15 protein-coding genes are annotated in these 17,337 nt (G+C 69.0%); 6 read left to right on the top strand and 9 right to left on the bottom strand.

Annotated features, from left to right (window positions below; all coding sequences use genetic code 11):
- Positions 1-29: 29 nt before the first annotated feature.
- The 5 genes from guaA to ACFQRE_RS06835 all read right to left on the bottom strand — a co-directional run bounded on the left by guaA (position 30) and on the right by ACFQRE_RS06835 (position 4,202).
- Entirely contained in the window at positions 30-1,613 is a 1,584-nt protein-coding gene (gene guaA / locus ACFQRE_RS06855) for a glutamine-hydrolyzing GMP synthase (RefSeq protein ID WP_380120260.1), read from the bottom strand.
- A 90-nt stretch (positions 1,614-1,703) separates the two neighbouring features.
- Positions 1,704-2,354: a snapalysin family zinc-dependent metalloprotease gene (locus ACFQRE_RS06850; RefSeq protein ID WP_380120258.1), complete on the bottom strand. Its 651-nt coding sequence runs from the start codon at positions 2,352-2,354 to the stop codon at positions 1,704-1,706.
- A gap of 117 nt (positions 2,355-2,471) precedes the next feature.
- Positions 2,472-2,816 carry a DUF3817 domain-containing protein gene (locus ACFQRE_RS06845; RefSeq protein WP_380120256.1) on the bottom strand — a complete coding sequence of 115 codons (345 nt, stop codon included), beginning with the start codon at positions 2,814-2,816 and terminating at the stop codon, positions 2,472-2,474.
- Positions 2,797-3,606, bottom strand: coding sequence for an SURF1 family protein (locus tag ACFQRE_RS06840; protein WP_380120254.1), 810 nt, complete (start codon positions 3,604-3,606; stop codon positions 2,797-2,799). Before ACFQRE_RS06840 ends, ACFQRE_RS06845 begins: the two co-directional genes overlap by 20 nt.
- Positions 3,607-4,046: 440 nt before the next feature.
- The gene (locus ACFQRE_RS06835; protein ID WP_380120460.1) at positions 4,047-4,202 is read right to left on the bottom strand and encodes a DUF6131 family protein; all 156 of its coding nucleotides are present in this window, start codon (positions 4,200-4,202) and stop codon (positions 4,047-4,049) included.
- Positions 4,203-4,385: 183 nt separating this feature from the next.
- On the opposite strand from ACFQRE_RS06835, the gene ACFQRE_RS06830 reads away from it, so the two are divergent.
- Positions 4,386-5,183, top strand: a complete 798-nt coding sequence (locus ACFQRE_RS06830; RefSeq protein ID WP_380120252.1) for a sigma-70 family RNA polymerase sigma factor — start codon at positions 4,386-4,388, stop codon at positions 5,181-5,183.
- A 109-nt stretch (positions 5,184-5,292) separates the two neighbouring features.
- Here the strand turns inward: ACFQRE_RS06830 and ACFQRE_RS06825 are convergent, their stop codons facing one another.
- Positions 5,293-5,658, bottom strand: coding sequence for a PRC-barrel domain-containing protein (locus ACFQRE_RS06825; RefSeq protein ID WP_380120250.1), 366 nt, complete (start codon positions 5,656-5,658; stop codon positions 5,293-5,295).
- Between the two features lie 142 nt (positions 5,659-5,800).
- Between ACFQRE_RS06825 and ACFQRE_RS06820 the strand changes: the two genes are divergently transcribed.
- Complete coding sequence (locus ACFQRE_RS06820) at positions 5,801-7,555, top strand: ABC transporter ATP-binding protein (RefSeq protein WP_380120248.1); 1,755 nt, start codon at positions 5,801-5,803, stop codon at positions 7,553-7,555.
- Between the two features lie 3 nt (positions 7,556-7,558).
- Entirely contained in the window at positions 7,559-9,352 is a 1,794-nt protein-coding gene (locus ACFQRE_RS06815; protein WP_380120246.1) for an ABC transporter ATP-binding protein, read from the top strand.
- A gap of 194 nt (positions 9,353-9,546) precedes the next feature.
- Here the strand turns inward: ACFQRE_RS06815 and ACFQRE_RS06810 are convergent, their stop codons facing one another.
- The 3 genes from ACFQRE_RS06810 to ACFQRE_RS06800 form a co-directional block, all read right to left on the bottom strand.
- Complete coding sequence (locus tag ACFQRE_RS06810; RefSeq protein ID WP_380120244.1) at positions 9,547-11,370, bottom strand: GMC oxidoreductase; 1,824 nt, start codon at positions 11,368-11,370, stop codon at positions 9,547-9,549.
- Positions 11,367-12,956 carry a succinic semialdehyde dehydrogenase gene (locus ACFQRE_RS06805; RefSeq protein ID WP_380120242.1) on the bottom strand — a complete coding sequence of 530 codons (1,590 nt, stop codon included), beginning with the start codon at positions 12,954-12,956 and terminating at the stop codon, positions 11,367-11,369. The genes ACFQRE_RS06810 and ACFQRE_RS06805 overlap by 4 nt, the downstream gene beginning before the upstream one ends.
- Positions 12,957-13,027: 71 nt before the next feature.
- Positions 13,028-14,149, bottom strand: coding sequence for a GuaB3 family IMP dehydrogenase-related protein (locus ACFQRE_RS06800; RefSeq protein ID WP_380120240.1), 1,122 nt, complete (start codon positions 14,147-14,149; stop codon positions 13,028-13,030).
- Between the two features lie 138 nt (positions 14,150-14,287).
- Here ACFQRE_RS06800 and ACFQRE_RS06795 point away from each other — a divergent pair, with 138 nt between their 5' ends.
- The 3 genes from ACFQRE_RS06795 (at position 14,288) to ACFQRE_RS06785 (ending at position 17,325) form a co-directional block, all read left to right on the top strand.
- Positions 14,288-15,919 (top strand): DHA2 family efflux MFS transporter permease subunit, encoded by a 1,632-nt coding sequence (locus ACFQRE_RS06795; protein WP_380120238.1) that lies wholly within the window; start codon positions 14,288-14,290, stop codon positions 15,917-15,919.
- A gap of 67 nt (positions 15,920-15,986) precedes the next feature.
- On the top strand, positions 15,987-17,039 hold the full coding sequence (locus tag ACFQRE_RS06790; RefSeq protein WP_380120236.1) for a P1 family peptidase: 1,053 nt from the start codon (positions 15,987-15,989) through the stop codon (positions 17,037-17,039).
- Between the two features lie 22 nt (positions 17,040-17,061).
- Complete coding sequence (locus tag ACFQRE_RS06785) at positions 17,062-17,325, top strand: type II toxin-antitoxin system VapB family antitoxin (protein ID WP_380120234.1); 264 nt, start codon at positions 17,062-17,064, stop codon at positions 17,323-17,325.
- Positions 17,326-17,337 lie beyond the last annotated feature (12 nt).

Genomic DNA, 17,337 nt, shown 5'->3' with positions numbered 1-17,337 from the left:
CAAGATTGCCACGGCGCGTGGCGCAAAACTCACTCCCACTCGATGGTGCCCGGCGGCTTGCTCGTGACGTCGAGCACCACGCGGTTGACCTCGGGCACCTCGTTGGTGATCCGGGTCGAGATCTTGGCCAGGACGTCGTAGGGGACGCGCGTCCAGTCGGCCGTCATGGCGTCCTCGGACGAGACGGGTCGCAGCACGACGGGGTGACCGTAGGTGCGGCCATCGCCCTGGACCCCGACCGATCGGACGTCGGCGAGGAGCACGACGGGGCACTGCCAGATGTCGCGATCGAGACCGGCTGCGGACAGCTCGTGGCGGGCGATCTGGTCGGCGGCGCGCAGGATCTCGAGGCGCTCAGCGGTGACCTCACCGACGATCCGGATGCCGAGGCCGGGGCCGGGGAACGGCTGGCGCCACACGATGCCCTCGGGCACGCCCAGCTCGAGACCGACCTGGCGCACCTCGTCCTTGAAGAGGAGGCGGAGCGGCTCGACGAGCCTGAACTGGAGGTCGTCGGGGAGGCCACCGACGTTGTGGTGCGACTTGATGTTGGCCGTGCCGGTGCCCCCACCGGACTCGACGACGTCCGGGTAGAGCGTGCCCTGCACGAGGAACTCGACCGGGTGGCCCTCGCTCTCGGCGGAGCCGACGACGTCTCGGGCGGCCTGCTCGAAGACGCGGATGAACTCGCGACCGATGATCTTGCGCTTCTCCTCGGGGTCCGAGACCCCCGCGAGCGCACCGAGGAACTGGTCCCTGGCGTCGACCGTGACGAGGTCGACCCCGGTGGCCGCGACGAACTCCTTCTGGACCTGCTCTGCCTCACCGGAACGCAGCAGGCCGTGGTCGACGAAGACGCAGGTGAGCTGGTCGCCGACGGCGCGCTGGACGAGCGCGGCGGCCACGGACGAGTCGACGCCGCCGGAGAGGGCGCAGAGGACGCGCTTGTCACCGACCGTCTCCTTGACCTGCTCGACGAGGGACTCGACGACGTTGTGTGCCGTCCACTCGCCTGCGAGTCCGGCGCCGCGCAGGAGGAAGTTCTCGAGGACCCGCTGGCCAAAGGTCGAGTGGAGGACCTCGGGGTGCCACTGCACGCCATAGAGGCGACGCTCGTCGTCCTCGAACGCCGCGACCGGCGCTCCGGAGGTCGCCGCGGTGACGCGCATGCCGTCGGGGGCGGCAGTCGCGGAGTCGCCGTGACTCATCCACACCGACTGCTCCTCGGGCTGACCGTTGAACAGGGTCGAGGACGAGTCGGAGATCCGGGCCGGGGTCGAGCCGTACTCGCTCAGACCCGTCCGCTCCACGGTGCCGCCCAGGGCCTGGACCATGGCCTGGAAGCCGTAGCACATGCCGAAGACCGGGATGCCGGCCTCGAGCAGCCCCGGGTCGAGCGAGGGCGCTCCCTCGGCGTAGACCGAGCTCGGTCCGCCGGACAGGATGATCGCGGCCGGCTGCTTCGCGAGCAGCTCGGAGGCGGGCATCGTCGAGGGGACGACCTCGCTGAAGACATTGGCCTCCCGCACCCGCCGCGCGATGAGCTGCGCGTACTGGGCGCCGAAGTCGACGACGATGACGGGACGCTCGGACAAGTGGGGGGTTTCGCTCACTGGGACAGGCTACCGGCGGCCCACAGCGCGCCTCTCATGCCGTGGGCCGCCGGTGTTGAGCGCCTTGGTTCAGCGCCTTGCTTCAGGGCCTCAGTTCCAGAGGGTGTTGACCTCGCTGGCCTCGACCGAGTCCGGGTAGGCGTTGGTGCACGAGGTGCCGGGTCCACCGCCGGACATGAGCTTGCTGCACGGCTGGGTGTAGCGGTCGGGCAACCCGAGGGCGTGACCGGTCTCGTGGGTGACGATCCGCAGCGTGTAGTACTGCGCCGCCTGGGCGTGGTCGATGAAGATCTGGCCGTCACCTCGGCCGCGGCCCTGGTAGTAGGACCCCTGGCCGTTGCCCTCGCGGTAGACGAGGCTGGCCGCTCCGTCACGCTCGACGAGCTTGACGTTGGCCACCCGCGAGTTCCAGATCGCCGCCCCCTGGTCGATGAGCGAGTCGTAGGTCGGCGCGTTCGTGTCGTCGTAGTAGATGACGGCGGCGGCCTGCGGGCCGGGCCTCTTGGCACCGGACGCCGCGTTCTTCTCGGCCTGGGCGATGGCCGTGTCGAGGGCTGCCTGCAGTCGCGCGTTCTGGGCCTTGTCGAGCGAGCTCGGCAGGTAGCCGGACGCATCGGCGGGTGCAGCGGCCGGCAGCGCAGAGGTGGCCGGCAGGGCGCTCACGACGGGCGCGCTGCTGAAGGCTGCAGCGCCGGCAAGTGAGAGCGCCGCGGCGGCGACGGTGCGACGGAGGGTGGCCATGGTGGTCCTCGTTCCTTCGTGGGGGACAACAGACATGCCGAGTGGGCACCCGTCCTGTCTATCCACCACTGCCCCAACTCCGGGTCAGCCCCGGGTCAGGGTCACACCAGCATCGGGTCAGCGCTGGGTAAGGCGTCCCCCGACATCGGCCGCGACCTTGCGCTCCACCCAGAACGACAGGAACGGCACGCAGCCGGCCAGCATCACGCCGACCATCCGCGGTAGCGTCCAGCCGACCTTGAAGCCGAGGTTGGCGGTCGCGACCAGGTAGAGCATGTAGATGAAGCCGTGCGGCTGCGGCCACCACCGGAGCGGGTTCTGATCGCCCGACATCGACGTGGCGTACTCGAGGATCATCTCGACGACGAGCACGAGCAGCCCGATGCCGACGATGAACGCCATCACCTTGAAGAAGGTCAGCGCCTTGCGGGCCGCCGTCTCGTCACGAAGGGGGGAGGTCACGCTGCTCTTGCGCTTTTTCGCCTGGTTCGACTGGGTCACGTCCGCCATTGTCCCCTGCCTCCGGCGCGGCCTCATCCTCGGTGTCGGCACGCACGGTCCTCCACCACAGGTAGAGCGCGAACAGCGCAAAGACCCACCACTGCAGTGCGTATGCCGCGTTGCGCCACTTGAAGCCCGTGTCACCTGTCGGGGTGGGCACCCTCGTCATCGCTCCCAGCGTGCTCGCCGATGCGGCCGGCAACTCGCTCTGTTGGAAGACGAACGCGTTGTAGAGCTCTCCCGGCCAACGACCCACGAGAACGGACGTGTCGATCGAGCCGAGCTGACCCGCGGGAGGTGACTGGCCGGCATACGGGGACTCTGGCGGAGCCAGCCCACCGGTCACGGTGACGGTTCCGCTCGGGACGGGCGGTGCGTCGTCGGGAGCGGCGACCCACCCACGCAGGACCGGGAGCGTCGCCCCCGTGGCCGAGACCTTGAGGGGCGCGACCACCCAGAAGCCCGTGCGGCCGTCAAGGCGCCGCCCCGCGACGATGACCTGGTCCGTGCCGAACTCGCCCGCGGCCGACACCGGGTGCGTGCTCAGGCGGTTGGGGAAGTCCTCGTGCGGTCGCAACACCGTCTCGACGGCGACCGGTTGCTGAGCGCGAGCCTTCGCGAGGGACTCTCGCAGCGCCTCGTCCTCGGCGACTCCGAGCTGCCACCGGCCGAGCTGGACGAACGCGATGACGATGAGCAGCGCGACAGCGAGCAGCCCGAGGTGGCGGGGCTTGAGCGCGGATCGGAGCACCCGTTGAGCCTAAACGGCCTATCGGGAGCACCCGCTCGCAGGACTCACTCCGCGCCCCGTCCCCTGCCCGCAGCGAGGAGCTGCACGAGCTCGTCACCGCCTTCGATGCGCTCGGTTCCCTCATCCAGGACTCGCCCCTCGCGGCCTACGAAGCCCTCGTCAAGGTGACGGTGGACCGCCTTCCCGGGGCGGAATCGGCAAGTGTGACAACCCTGCGCGGTGGCACGTTCGCCACGAGGCCAGCACCGACGACCTGGCCGAGCGCGGCGATGCGCTGCAGTACGCCCTGCAGTCAGGCCTTGCGTGGATGCCGTGGTGGATCAGTCGGTGTTCCACACCAACCACCTCAGGGAGGGAGGTCCACATCGCCTCAGCCGGGTGGCTCGGCGACTGCGGTGCAGCGCGTCACGGCGCCGACGTTGGTGAGCCACCGGGTGCGATCACCAGTAGTGGGCGCGTCCACCCACCGCGCGTCCCGACGCGCCGAGGATCCACAGGATCGCACCGATAACGATGAGGATCACACCGATGGTCGTCAGGACCGAAATCGACGCGAAATACCCCACCAACACCAGAATCAGACCAAGAACGATCATGTCGAGCACCTCTCGTCAGATGGGAGGCCAAGTCAGCCGCCCTCGACACTCCCTTACCCCTCGTGGAGGAAGTTCATGCGCGTCGCCCGCAACCTTGCGGCCGGGAGCGACGAGTGGTTGGGTGGAGGCCTGCGACCGGTCCAACAGCGGTGCCGTCGCCCATTCCACCCACGCGAGGTAGACATGGCACCGCTCACTTCAGCACCCGTGCAGCCGACCGCTCCTGCGGCAGGGCAGCCCACCGTCGAAACCCTGCTCGAAGCCGCGCTGGCCACGGCGGACGAACGACGTGCAGCTCGACTTCGCAAGGAAGCCACCGTCCTCAGCCTCGACCTGGCCGACCGACTGGCGCACCGATATCGGGGCCGCGGCGTCGAGGTCGACGACCTCGTGCAGGTGGCTCGGATGGCCTTGGTCAAGGCGACCTTGCGATACCGACCCGGTGTCGGTCACGGTTTCGCGCCCTACGCGACGAGCACGATCGTGGGAGAGCTGAAGCGCCACTTCCGTGACCACGGGTGGGTAGTGCGGCCACCACGCAGGCTCCAGGAGCTGCGAGCCGAGGTCGTTGCGCGAGGGGAGAGGTTGCAACAGGACCTGCGGCACGCACCCACGGTGCACGAGGTCGCCGAGGCCATGGAGCTCGGATGTGATCAGGTGAGGGAAGCAGTCGCGTGCTCGAGCGGCTATCGCACCGACTCACTGGATGCGGTGACCTCGTGGGGCACGACCTTGGCCGACCAGCTGGCAGCCGAGCAGGACCAGTTCGCGGCACTGGAGACGAGCGCGGCGCTCGGCAGCCTGATCGCAGAGCTCGACGAGCGTGACCGGCTGATCCTGTCGCTGCGTTTCGTCGAGGAGCTCACCCAGTCGGACATCGGTGAGCGGATCGGGGTGAGCCAGATGCAGGTCTCACGACTGCTCTCCTCCCTCCTGGAACGACTGCGAGAAGGGCTCCTCGACGAACGGGCGTCTGCGTGACGCCACCCAACCGGCGAACGCGCGGGCACGTGGGGGCGCAAGGATCACGACCCTGGGCGGGAGGCCCAAGGTCGTGAATGGGGGGTGAGCCGATGGCTACAGCCGATGGCTACATGCCGCGGCCGTAGGTCCCGCCGTAGTAGTCGCCGAGTCCCTGGCGGTAGTCCTCGTCCTCGTAGCCGCGGTCCGTGAGCTCGGGCGAGTCCTTGATCTGGTCCTTCGTCCGGTCCACGTGGACGGTCCTGTCATCCACGTCGACCCGCTCGATGGTGCCCGCCGGCAACATCACCTTCCTGCCGAAGATCCACGGCCCGGTGTCGACCACCACGTAGCTGGCGCCAACCTCGTTCGTGGCTTCGTCGATCTTGCCGATGTCGCCGTCAGTGGCTCGCACCGAGAACCCAGTCAGGTCGGGGTTCTGCGCGGAGTCGTCCATCGTTCGGTAGTTCCATGCATCCCAGTTCTGGTCAGTCATGGTCCACTCCTTCTGTCGGGTGAAGGAGTTGTACCCGGTGCGCCCGCGTAGCAAACCGCGACACGCGCACGGGCATCGCCGTACACGTGCGCGAGGAAACTCAGTGGCTCGAGGTCGGCTCGGACTCCTACGGTTGGGGGTGATGCCGATCAAGCCATGGCCCTACGCCCTCGAGGCCGATGCCACTCCGCCGACCGACGCCGACCGCCTCCTCCTGTGGATCGTTCGGCGCCAGTGGCGAACCGTCGCAGCGGGAGCCGCGTTCGGCATCCCGTGGATGCTGTCGATCGCCCTCGTGCCGGCTGCCATCGGCAAGGCCATCGACAGCCTCGTGGCCCGCGACGGGCAGGCGCTGGTCATGTGGGCCGGCATCATCCTCGGCATGGGCTTCATCAGTGCCGCGACGACGAACCTGCGGCACTGGTTCGCGGTGAGCAACTGGCTCTTCGCGGCCTTCCGGGCGGCGATCGTCACCGAGCGCGCCGTGCGCCGGGCTGGTCCCGCACTGACCCGCGACAAGCCTGCAGGCGAGGTGCTCACAGCCTTCGCCAACGACTTCTGGAAGCTCGGCATGGTCTTCGACGTGTCGGCGCGCTTCGCCGGGGCGATCGTCAGCTTCATCGTCGTGTCGATCTTCCTGCTGCAGGGTTCACTGATGCTCGGGCTCGTCATGCTCATCGGCGGCCCGTTGCTCCTCGCGTCACTCTCGTTCGTGATGCGGCCGCTCCAAAAGCGCCAGGCGGCGCAGCGCGAGGAGTCCGGACAGCTCACGGCGCTGGGTGCCGACACGGTCACCGGCCTGCGCGTCCTGCGTGGCGTCGGTGGTGAGGAGAACTTCCTTGACCGGTATGCCGCCCAGTCCGGTCGGGTGCGCGACGCCGGTGTGCGATTGTCCGGTGTGCAGGCGTTGCTCGATGCGGCGCAGGTGCTGCTGCCCGGTGTGTTTGTCGTGGTCGTGACGGGTCTGGGCGCGCACCTCGCGGTGGCCGGTGAGATCAGTCCCGGTCAGCTCGTGGCGTTCTACGGCTACACGGCGTTCCTGACCATGCCGCTGCGGACCGCGACCGAGTTCGTCAACAAGCTCATCACGTCACGCGTCATGGCCGGTCGCCTCGTCTTGATCCTCAAGGCCCAACCCGACCACCCCCAGTCCTCCCACGCCCAGACCACCCACACCCCCGTGGCTGTGCTTGGCGAGCTGGTGGATCCGGCTTCGGGGGTGCGGATCGAGCCGGGACGGCTCACGGCCATCGTGTCGGCGCGTCCCGAGGAGACCGCGGAGATCGCGGCCCGCCTGGGTCGCACCGTGCCCGGTCGCCATGGCGTCACCTGGGGCGAGCTCTCGATCGACGACCTGCCGATCGAGGACGTCCGCCGGGGCATCGTCGTGTCGCAGTCCGACCCACACCTCTTCAGCGGTCCGGTACGCCGCGAGCTCGGCGCCGATTCCACACCCGGAGCCGACGACGACGCCCTGCTCGCTGCGCTGCACACCGCCGACGCCTCCGACGCGGTCGACTCCATCGACGGCGGCCTCGACGGTGAGCTCGAGGAGCGAGGCCGGTCGCTGTCCGGTGGTCAGCGCCAGCGCGTGGCCCTGGCCCGTGTCCTCCTGCGCGACCCCGAGGTGCTCGTCCTCGTGGAGCCGACGAGCGCAGTCGACGCCCACACCGAGGCACGTATTGCCGAGCGCATCCCCAAGCACCGCAGCGGATCCACGACGGTTGTCGTCACGACCAGCCCGCTGCTGCTCGACCGGGCCGACACGGTCCTCGTCGTCGAGGACGGTGTCGTGACCACCCGGGGAACGCACCACGACCTTGTCCGCAACAACCCGGCATACCGGCGCATCGTCCTGCGCGGAGAGCCGGTCGCACGGTCTGCGTGGGAGGACTGAGAGATGACCCCGATCCTTGAACAGCTCGGCGACACCGACCACGCCAAGCGCTCGCTCCCCATCGCGAGCCGCCAGACGGTCATCGCCCACACCCGCGTGCTCCTGCGCGACCACCGACGTCCCCTTTTCTGGGTCCTCGGACTCCACGGTCTTGCCGCGCTCGTCGGACTCGTCGGTCCGTGGGTCGTCGGCCAGATCGTCCAGGAGATCACCCAGGACGGGCCCGCCGGCGCCAGCCTGCGACGCATCGACGTCCTCATCGCCGTGCTCGTGACGGCGATCCTGGCACAGGCGGTACTCACCTGGCTGGCGCGTCGTGCGGCGTTCATCCTGTCCGAGCACGTGTTCGCGCGCCTTCGTGAGGACTTTGTCCGCGATGCCGTCCGCCTGCCCCTGTCGACGCTCGAGAGGGCGGGCACGGGCGACCTCGTGGCGCGCACGACCAACGACATCGAAGCGATGACCCACGTCATCCGGTTCGGCATCCCCGCCATCGTCGTGTCGGTCATGACGGTCACGGCAACGGTCATCGCAGCGGTCATCACCTCGCCCCTCGCGGCACTCGCGCTGCTCACTCCCCTGCTCGTCCACATCCCATCGAGCGTCTGGTACCTCAAGCGCGCCGGACGCGTCTACCTGTGGGAACACGCGTCCTACGCGCGGCTGAATTCCGTTGGGGCAGAGACGATCGAGGGTCTGCGCACGATGGACAACCTCAGCCTGGGCGAGAGTCGGCGCGAGCGTTTCGACGAGGCCCTCGCCGAAGCCGGTCGCGCCGAACGGGTCGGCGTCAGCCTGCGGTTGCGCTACTTCCCGTGGCTCGAGATCGGCTTCTTCCTGCCCGTCGCGGTGTCGGTGCTGTGGGGTGGCTGGCTCGCGTGGAATGGCCACATCTCCATCGGTGCGGCGACCGCGGTCACGCTCTACATCCAGCAGATGCTCGACCCGCTCGGCGACCTCATCAGCTGGCTCGACGAGATCCAGTTCGCCGCGACGTCACTGTCCCGCGTGCTCGGTGTCGGCGAGGTCCCGCCCGACCGTGTCGCAACGGGTGAGGAACCCACTGGCGAGACGATTGAGGTCGAGGACGTCCGCTACTCCTACCGCGAGGGCCGCGACGTCCTCCACGGCGTGAGCCTGACGTTGCAGCCCGGTGAGCGGCTGGCCATCGTCGGTCCGTCCGGCGCCGGCAAGTCCACGCTCGGCCGCCTCGTGGCCGGGATCGACGGCCCACGCACCGGTCGCGTCACCGTCGGTGGCGTCCCGCTCGTCGACCTCACCCTGGCGAGCCTGCGCAGCCAGGTCGCGCTCGTGACGCAGGAGCACCACATCTTCGTCGGCACCGTCGGCGAGAACCTGCGCCTTCCGCGGCCGGTCGCCTCCGACGACGAGGTGTATGCCGCCCTCTCGGCTGTCGATGCGCAGGCCTGGGTCCGTGCGTTGCCGGACGGGCTGGAGACGACGGTGGGCTCGGGAGGGCATCCGCTCACTGAGGCCCAGGCGCAGCAACTTGCGCTCGCTCGGCTCGTGCTGGCCGACCCGCACACGCTGGTGCTCGACGAGGCAACCTCCCTGCTCGACCCGAGCGCGGCCCGTCACCTCGAGCGCTCGCTCGCGGCGGTGACCCAGGGACGCACGGTGGTCGCGATCGCACACCGGTTGCACACGGCATACGACGCGGATCGGGTGTGTGTGGTCGAGGACGGGCGGATCAGCGAGCTCGGCACGCACGACGAACTCATCGCGCGCGACGGCGCCTACGCCGCGCTCTGGCGAGCCTGGAGGGATGAGGACTGAGGCGCGACCGGGTCCCACGCTCTGCGTGGGCGGACTGACCGAGCCACGAGGACTCGTTCCAGAGGGGTTGCGAGGGGGTGTGGGATCTGGTTCGCGTCGATAACCCATAGGTGTTCGGCTACGCACCCATGGGTTATCGACCCCGACGAACACCACGAGGACCCCGGGGCCGTCAACGCGCATCCGGCGCAGGTTCAAACGGTGCGCAGCACCGGCATACCGAGGTCGACCCCGACGCTGTCGACTCGGTGGATCTCGCGCACCGCAGGGTTGCGCGGGGCCACCGGGTCGAGTCGCTGATATGTCTCGCCCTGGGCCGGGCGCAGATCAGCCTCACCCTTGTTGGGCCACAACGACATCGCTCGCTCGGCCTGCGCCGTGATCGTCAGAGACGGGTTGACGCCGAGGTTGGCCGAGACGGCTGACCCGTCGGTCACCGAGATGCCCGGGTAGCCCCAGAGCCGGTGGTAGGGGTCGATGACTCCGGACTCCGGGCTGTCGCTGATCGCCACCCCTCCGAGGAAGTGGGCCGTCAGCGGGACGTCGAACACCTCCCCCCACGTGCCCCCGGTGACGGTGTACTCACCGGTGAGCTCGTGCAGCCGCTGCGCAACCGCCTCCATGGACTGGTGACCCGCCTTGATGTAGGTCGGGTTGGGCTCACCGTGCCCCTGCTGTGACGTGAGGCCCCGCCCCCCGAAGAGCTTGCCGCGTCCAGAGACCCGGAGCGAGTTGTCGCGCGACTGCATGACGAGGCCGATGATCGTCCGCTCGCTGAACCTCGATGCCATGGGGAACTGCTTGATGAGCGGCTTCGGGTCGCGAAGGAGTCGCAGGACGAACTCCACGGGGCGCGGCCGACCGGTGTCGCCGGGCACCATGAGGGTGGTCAGCAGGCCCATCGCGTTCGAGCCGCGCCCATAGCGGACGTTCTCGACGTGGGTGTCGGCGTCGGGGTGGAACGAGGACGTGATCGCGATCCCCTCGGAGAGCGCCGCCTTCTCGCTGACGTTCTCGGTCTCGGCGCCGAGCAACGCTTCGCTGTTGGTCCGCGTGAGGTGGCCGAGGCGCCCGGAGATCGCGGGCAGCTCACCCTCGTCGCGCATGGCGTGCAACAGGGTCTGGGTGCCCCAGGTGCCCGCGGCGACGATGACGTGCTTCGCCGTGATGACCCGGACGTCCCTGCCGCCGATGGGTCCCGTCCGCTCGTGGAGCACTCGATACCGAGTGCCGTTCGGGTATGCCGCCCGCCCACCGTCCGTGCCCGGCACGACTCCCAGCCGGGTCACGGTGCGCAGCGGCTCGATGACCACACCGAGGCCCTCGGCGAGGTGGAGGTAGTTCTTGCGCAGCGTGTTCTTCGCCCCGTGGCGGCAGCCGACCATGCAGTTGCCACACTCGATGCAGCCGCGGCGCTTGGGCCCGGCACCGCCGAAGTAGGGGTCGTCGACCTCGACACCCGGCTTGCCGAAGAAGACACCAACGGGCGTCTTGCGGAAGGTCTCGGGAACACCCATGTCGTCGGCGACATCACGCCAGATCTGTTCGACCGGGCCCTCGCACGGGTTCTCGACGACGCCGAGCATCGCCGATGCGGTCTCGTAGTGAGGAGCCAGCTCACTCGACCAGTCGGTGATGTGACCCCACTGCTGGTCACGGAAGAACGGCTCCGGCGGCACGTAGAGCGTGTTCGCATAGTTGAGCGACCCACCGCCCACGCCGGCCCCCGCAAGGATCATGACGTCGGGCAACCGGTGGATCCGCTGGATGCCGTAGCAACCGACCTGCGGGGCCCACACGAAGTTGCGCAGGTCCCACGAGGTCTTGGCGAAGTCCTCGTCCTCGAAGCGGCGACCGGCCTCGAGCATGTGCACCGAGTGCCCCTTCTCGGCAAGCCTCAGGGCCGCGACGGAGCCGCCGAAGCCGGTGCCGATGACCACGACATCGACATCGACATCGACATCAGTGTGGACATCGTTGTGGTCGTCACCGTTGACGTCGCGCGCGTGTTCGGTCACCTCAGACCCAAGCCCTTCATCGCGCGCAGCGCCAGGGTCATGCCCTGCGCGTACGTCTTTTCGGGCACCCCTGGCAGCCCGCCGAACCCGACGAGGTGCTGGGCGGTGACGTTCTGGCTCTCGGTGTACTTGACGATGCCTTCGCGACCGTGGCGACGGCCGATGCCGGAAGCCTTCATCCCACCCATCGGAGCGCCAACGCTGGCCCACGCCGCGGCGTACCCGTCGTTGACGTTGACCGTCCCGGTGCTGATCTGCGCCGCGATCCGGCGACCACGGCGCACATCGCGGGTCCACACGGACGAGTTGAGGCCGTACTCGGTGTCGTTGGCGAGCGCGATGGCCTCGTCGTCGGACGCCACCTCAGAGAGGGAGACGACCGGGCCGAAGGTCTCCCCGTCGCGGCAGAGCATCGCCTCGGTGACACCTGAGAGCACCGTGGGTTCGTAGACGAACGGGCCGACGTCGGGCCGTGCCCGACCGCCAGTGAGGACGACGGCCCCATGCGCCCGGGCGTCGTCGACGTGCTGGGTCACCGTGTCGAGCTGGCTCTGGCCGACGAGTGAACCCATGTCGTAGCCGTAGGCGAGGTCGGTGCCGAGCTTCATCGACTCGACCGCCTCGACGAACCTCGTCACGAACTCCCCGAAGACGTCGCGGTGGACGAGGAGGCGCTCGGCACTGATGCAGAGCTGCCCGGCCGAGGAGAAGCAGGCACGCACAGCGCCGGCGACGGCCCGCGCGATGTCCGCGTCAGCAGCGACATACATGGAGTTCTTGCCACCGAGCTCGAGGCTGCAGCCGACGAGTCGCTTGGCCGCGGCCTGACCGACGATGCGCCCCGTGGGCGTCGACCCGGTGTAACAGACGTAGTCGGCCTGGTCGACGATCGCCTGACCCGTCGAGCTGCCCGGGCCGAGGACGACCTGGAAGACACCCTCGGGGAGCCCGGCCTCGAGCAGCAAAGCATGACCGGCCAGCGCCGTGAGGGACGACTGCTGGTCGGGGCGCAGGACGACGGCATTGCCGGCCATGAGCGCCGGCAGCGCATCCGTGATGGCCAGGCTCAGCGGGTAGTTCCAGGGAGAGACGATGCCGACGACACCCTTGGGGCGGTGGCCTACCACCGTCTGCGACAGCACCGGGATACCGCCGCGCACGCGCGTGTCCTTCAGGTATGCCGCCGCCGCTCGGGCGTAGTGCCGGGAGACGATCGCACAGTCGGCCACCTCTTCGAAGGCGTGGCTGCGGGCCTTGCCGGACTCGAGCTGGATGAGGTCGAGCAGCTCGACCTGACGCTCGAGCACGAGGTCGTGGAAGCGCAGGAGCACCTGGCCACGTCGCTCGATGCTGAGTTTCGCCCAGGCGCGCTGGGCGACCCGAGCGGTGCCGATGGCGATGGCGACGTCCTCGGGCGTCGAGACCGGGAGCGACGCGAGGGGCGCACCGGTCATCGGCGTGTGGCTCAGGTGCTGCTCAGCGCCAGGTCCGGCAACGACACTGGACGCAAGCCGTCGCGCGCGGCTCGGGTCCACGGCATAGGTGGCGGTGGGGTCCAACCCCGGGTCTGCGATGACGTCGGCCATTACCCGAGAGTAACCAAAGGAGTCCTCCGGCGACAGGGCGTGTGACCCCAGTCGCAGGCGAGGGCGTCGGTTCAGCCGCCTTCGTAGGGGGCGACGACGACCTCGACCCGCTGGAAGTCCTTGAGCTCGGTGTAACCGGTCGTCGCCATGGCGCGGCGGAGCGCGCCGACGAGGTTGGTCGTGCCGTCGGCGACCCTGCTCGGGCCGAAGAGCACCTCCTGGAGCGAGGCCACGGCCCCGACCTCGACGCGCTCACCGCGCGGCAGTTCAGGGTGGTGGGCCTCGGCCCCCCAGTGGAAGCCGCGGCCGGGAGCCTCGGTCGTGCGGGCCAGCGCGGCACCGAGCATCACGGCGTCCGCGCCACAGGCGACCGCCTTGACGATGTCGCCACTCGTGCCGACACCACCGTCGGCGATGACGTGGACGTAGCGGCCACCGCTCTCGTCGAGGTAGTCGCGACGCGCCGCAGCGACGTCGGCGATGGCCGAGGCCATCGGCGCGTGGATGCCCAGGGTGCGGCGGGTCGTGTGGGCCGCGCCGCCACCGAAGCCCACGAGGACACCGGCAGCACCGGTGCGCATGAGGTGCAGCGCCGCTGAGTAGGACGCAGCCCCACCGACGATGACCGGCACGTCGAGCTCATAGATGAAGCGCTTGAGGTTGAGGGGCTCGGCGCGGCTCGACACGTGCTCGGCCGAGACGGTCGTGCCGCGGATGACGAAGAGGTCGACACCTGCGTCGACAACGGTCTTCCAGAGCTGCTGGGTTCGCTGCGGCGTCAGTGCACCCGCAACGGTGACCCCGGCGTCGCGGATGGTGCGCAGGCGTTCGACGATGAGCTCGGGGACGATGTCGGCCTGGTAGATCTCCTGCATCCGCGCGGTCGCGAGCGCCGGCTCGAGCGTGGCGATCTCCGCCAGGAGCGGCGCCGGGTCCTCGTAGCGCGTCCACAGGCCCTCGAGGTCGAGGACGGGTAGTCCGCCGTGCCCGCCGAACGCGATCGCGCTCTCGGGAGACATCACCGAGTCCATCGGCGCCGCGATGACCGGCAGGTCGAAGTGGTAGGCGTCGATCTGCCAGCCCACGTTCACCTCTTCGGGGTCGCGCGTGCGCCGCGAGGGCACCACGGCGACGTCGTCGAAGGAGTAGGCGCGCCGGGCACGCTTGCCACGTCCGATCTCGATCTCATTCACCCCCGCAGCCTAACCACGCCGAGCGGAATATCAGACTGGCGTCAGAGGTCGCGGGAGGAGCACAATGGTGCGGGCGGGTTTTCCCGCGCCCCGGCAGCGTCGCCGCAACCCACCCCCTCTCGCTCTGAGGAGCCCCGCTTGTCCAGCCCTGCCCAGATCGAGTACCCCGAGAAGATCGACGGGGCGGTCCTCAAGATCGCCGGTGTCGTCGTCCTCGGTGCCATCATGTCGATCCTCGACATCACCGTCGTCAACGTCGCGCTGCCGGACCTGCAGGTCACCTTCACCGGCAAGGACAACCCGCTCCCCTACTCCACCGTCGCGTGGACCGTCACCGCCTACACCCTGGCCCTCGCCACGGTCATCCCACTGACGGGCTGGGCCGCCGACCGCTTCGGCACCAAGCGCCTCTACATGGCCGCGCTGACGCTGTTCACCCTCGGCTCGGCCCTGTGTGCGGCTGCCACGAGCATCAACATGTTGATCCTCTTCCGCGTCATCCAGGGTCTCGGTGGTGGTCTGCTCATGCCGCTGGGCATGGTCATCATGACCAAGGCTGCCGGCCCGGCCCGCATGGGTCGCCTCATGGCCATCCTCGGTGTCCCGATGCTTCTCGGTCCGATCCTCGGCCCGATCCTTGGTGGCTACCTCATCGACGCCGTGTCCTGGCACTGGATCTTCCTCATCAACCTGCCGCTCGGCATCGCTGCCCTCGGCTACGCCTGGTGGGCACTGGCCTCGGACAAGCCCGAGCCGTCCGAGTCCTTCGACTTCGTCGGCATGCTGCTCATGAGCCCGGGTCTGGCGTTCTTCCTCTACGGCATCTCGTCGATCCCCACCGCCGGCACGTTCTTCTCGGGCAGGGTGCTCGGTTTCGCCGGCGTCGGTCTCGCCCTGATGGTCGCGTTCGTCTTCTACAGCTTCAAGCCCGAGCACCCGCTGCTCGACCTGCGCCTGTTCAAGAACCGCAACCTCACGTGGTCGATCGTCACGATGTTCATCTTCGCCGGAGCCTTCTTCGGTGGCCTGCTCCTCGTGCCGACCTACCTGCAGCAGGTGCGCGGCGAGGGCGCGTTCGACGCTGGCCTCCTCGTTGCTCCTCAGGGCATCGGCGCCATGCTCACCATGCCGATCGCCGGCGCGCTCGCCGACAAGATCCCGGTCGGACGCATCGTCCCGGTCGGTCTGGTCCTCATCACCGGTGGCATGTTCGCCCTCACCCAGGTCGATGGCACCACGTCCTACTGGGGCTACCTCATCCCCGTGCTGTTCGTCATGGGTCTCGGCATGGGCGCCACGATGATGCCGCTCATGACGTCGGCTCTCAAGACGCTCACGGCGCACCAGGTTGCTCGCGGTTCGACGCTGCTCAACATCTCGCAGCAGGTCGCCAGCTCCATCGGTGTCGCGATCATCTCGGTCGTCCTCACCAATGGGCTCAAGAACGACGACCTGGTCTCACAGGCCCGTGGTTTCGCGGAGGCGTCCAAGGGTCTCGACCCGTCGCAGACCGGTGGACTGCTCGAGAAGTTCCCGCTCGTCGGCAACATCCTCAGCCAGTTCCAGGACCCGGCTGCGGGCGCCGCGGCGCTCCAGAGCGCCGTCCAGAACGCCATGGGCGAGGTCTTCGGCAGCACCTTCCTCATCGCCGCGATCATGGTTTCGTTCACACTCGTCTCGGCCTGGTTCCTCCCGCGCAAGCACGAGGAGAGCCACCTGCTCGACGACGAGGACGCCGCAGAGGTGGCACCCCCGGTCATCCTGCACTGACGCCCAGCAGGCACAGCGAAGGCCGGTCCACCTCTCGAGGTGGGCCGGCCTTCGGCATGCTGGGTCCATGGACACTCCCCTGCCGGGCCGGCACAACGCGATCACCGACGTGGCGGGAGTGCGCGTCGGTCACGTGACCCGCGACGAACCCGGCTGGCTCACGGGAGTCACCGTCGTCGTGCCCCCGCCGGGCACGGTCGGCGGGGTTGACGTGCGTGGCGGTGCACCGGGCACCCGTGAGACCGATCTGCTCGATCCGCTCCGGCTCGTCGATCGGGTGGACGCCATCGTGCTTGCCGGGGGCAGTGCCTTCGGTCTCGCGAGCGCCGACGGCGTCATGCAGGAGGCGTATGCCGACGGGCACGGTTGGCCGGTCAGCGCCGAGGACGAGTCCGAGGTCGTGCCGATCGTGCCAGCGGCCGTCATCCTCGACCTCGGGCGCGGCGGCGAATTCACCCACACCCCCACGGCCGAGGACGGAGCCCGCGCCTGGCGCGAAGCGGTCGCTGGTCCCGTGGCGCAGGGATCGGTCGGCGCCGGCACGGGTGCCCGCTCCGGTGGCCTCAAGGGTGGCGTCGGCACGGCCAGCGCCGTCGTCAACGGCGTGACCGTGGGAGCGATCGTGGTCGTCAATGCGATGGGCTCCCCATGCGCTCCTGACGGTTCGCTGTATGCCGTCCGCTCCGGTCTCGCAGCCGAGTTCGCCGCAGTGCCCGACGCGAATCCGGCTGCGGCACAGGCCTACTGGTCAGCCCTTGCCGCAGCAGAGGCCGAGCTGCGCGCCGGCATGGCGACGACGATCGGGGTCGTCGCGACGGATGCCACCCTCACCAAGGTGCAGTGCCGCAAGCTCGCCGAGGTGAGCCACGACGGACTGGCGCGGGCCCTGTCACCGGTGCACACGGCATACGACGGAGACACGATCTTCACCCTCGCGACAGGTGGGAAGGAAGCGCCGACCGACCTCGATCTCGTCCACCTCCAGGCGGCGTCAGCCGACTGCGTCACGCGCGCGATCGGTCACGCGATGCTGGCTGCCACCTCGATGGACCGCACCGCCGACGGCGGCATCTGCCTGAGCAGCTGGGCGGACTCCCTGACGACGAAGGTACCCGGGTAGACGCCGGTGGTACCTTGGTGCCATGGCCCTCAACATCAAGAACGAGCGTGTGGTGAACCTTGCGCGCGACGTCGCCGCGCGGACCGGCACGACTCAGACGGGCGCCATCGAGAGCGCGTTGGAGCGCTACCTCGCCGACCTACTTCGCGAGGCCGAGAGCGACTCGAAACGACGACGTATCGACCAGCTCCTGGCCGAGATCGATGCCGAGCGACCCGAGGGCCGGCCAACCGTGGAGGAGATCATGGACGACATGTACGACCCGGAGACGGGCCTGCCCCGGTGATCGTCGACTCTT

Origin of the sequence: Knoellia pratensis (genome assembly GCF_042666395.1) — a bacterium.
Classification (GTDB): domain Bacteria; phylum Actinomycetota; class Actinomycetes; order Actinomycetales; family Dermatophilaceae; genus Knoellia; species Knoellia pratensis.
This window is presented reverse-complemented; position numbering and strand designations above follow the sequence as displayed.

What these genes read in the sequence shown, in the direction of transcription:
- ACFQRE_RS06805 (WP_380120242.1), bottom strand. Translation starts at nt 12,956, where the DNA reads ATGGCCGACGTCATCGCAGACCCGGGGTTGGACCCCACCGCCACCTAT.
- ACFQRE_RS06820 (WP_380120248.1), top strand. Translation starts at nt 5,801, where the DNA reads ATGCCGATCAAGCCATGGCCCTACGCCCTCGAGGCCGATGCCACTCCG.
- ACFQRE_RS06785 (WP_380120234.1), top strand. Translation starts at nt 17,062, where the DNA reads ATGGCCCTCAACATCAAGAACGAGCGTGTGGTGAACCTTGCGCGCGAC.
- ACFQRE_RS06835 (WP_380120460.1), bottom strand. Translation starts at nt 4,202, where the DNA reads ATGATCGTTCTTGGTCTGATTCTGGTGTTGGTGGGGTATTTCGCGTCG.
- ACFQRE_RS06815 (WP_380120246.1), top strand. Translation starts at nt 7,559, where the DNA reads ATGACCCCGATCCTTGAACAGCTCGGCGACACCGACCACGCCAAGCGC.
- ACFQRE_RS06825 (WP_380120250.1), bottom strand. Translation starts at nt 5,658, where the DNA reads ATGACTGACCAGAACTGGGATGCATGGAACTACCGAACGATGGACGAC.
- ACFQRE_RS06830 (WP_380120252.1), top strand. Translation starts at nt 4,386, where the DNA reads ATGGCACCGCTCACTTCAGCACCCGTGCAGCCGACCGCTCCTGCGGCA.
- ACFQRE_RS06850 (WP_380120258.1), bottom strand. Translation starts at nt 2,354, where the DNA reads ATGGCCACCCTCCGTCGCACCGTCGCCGCCGCGGCGCTCTCACTTGCC.
- ACFQRE_RS06790 (WP_380120236.1), top strand. Translation starts at nt 15,987, where the DNA reads ATGGACACTCCCCTGCCGGGCCGGCACAACGCGATCACCGACGTGGCG.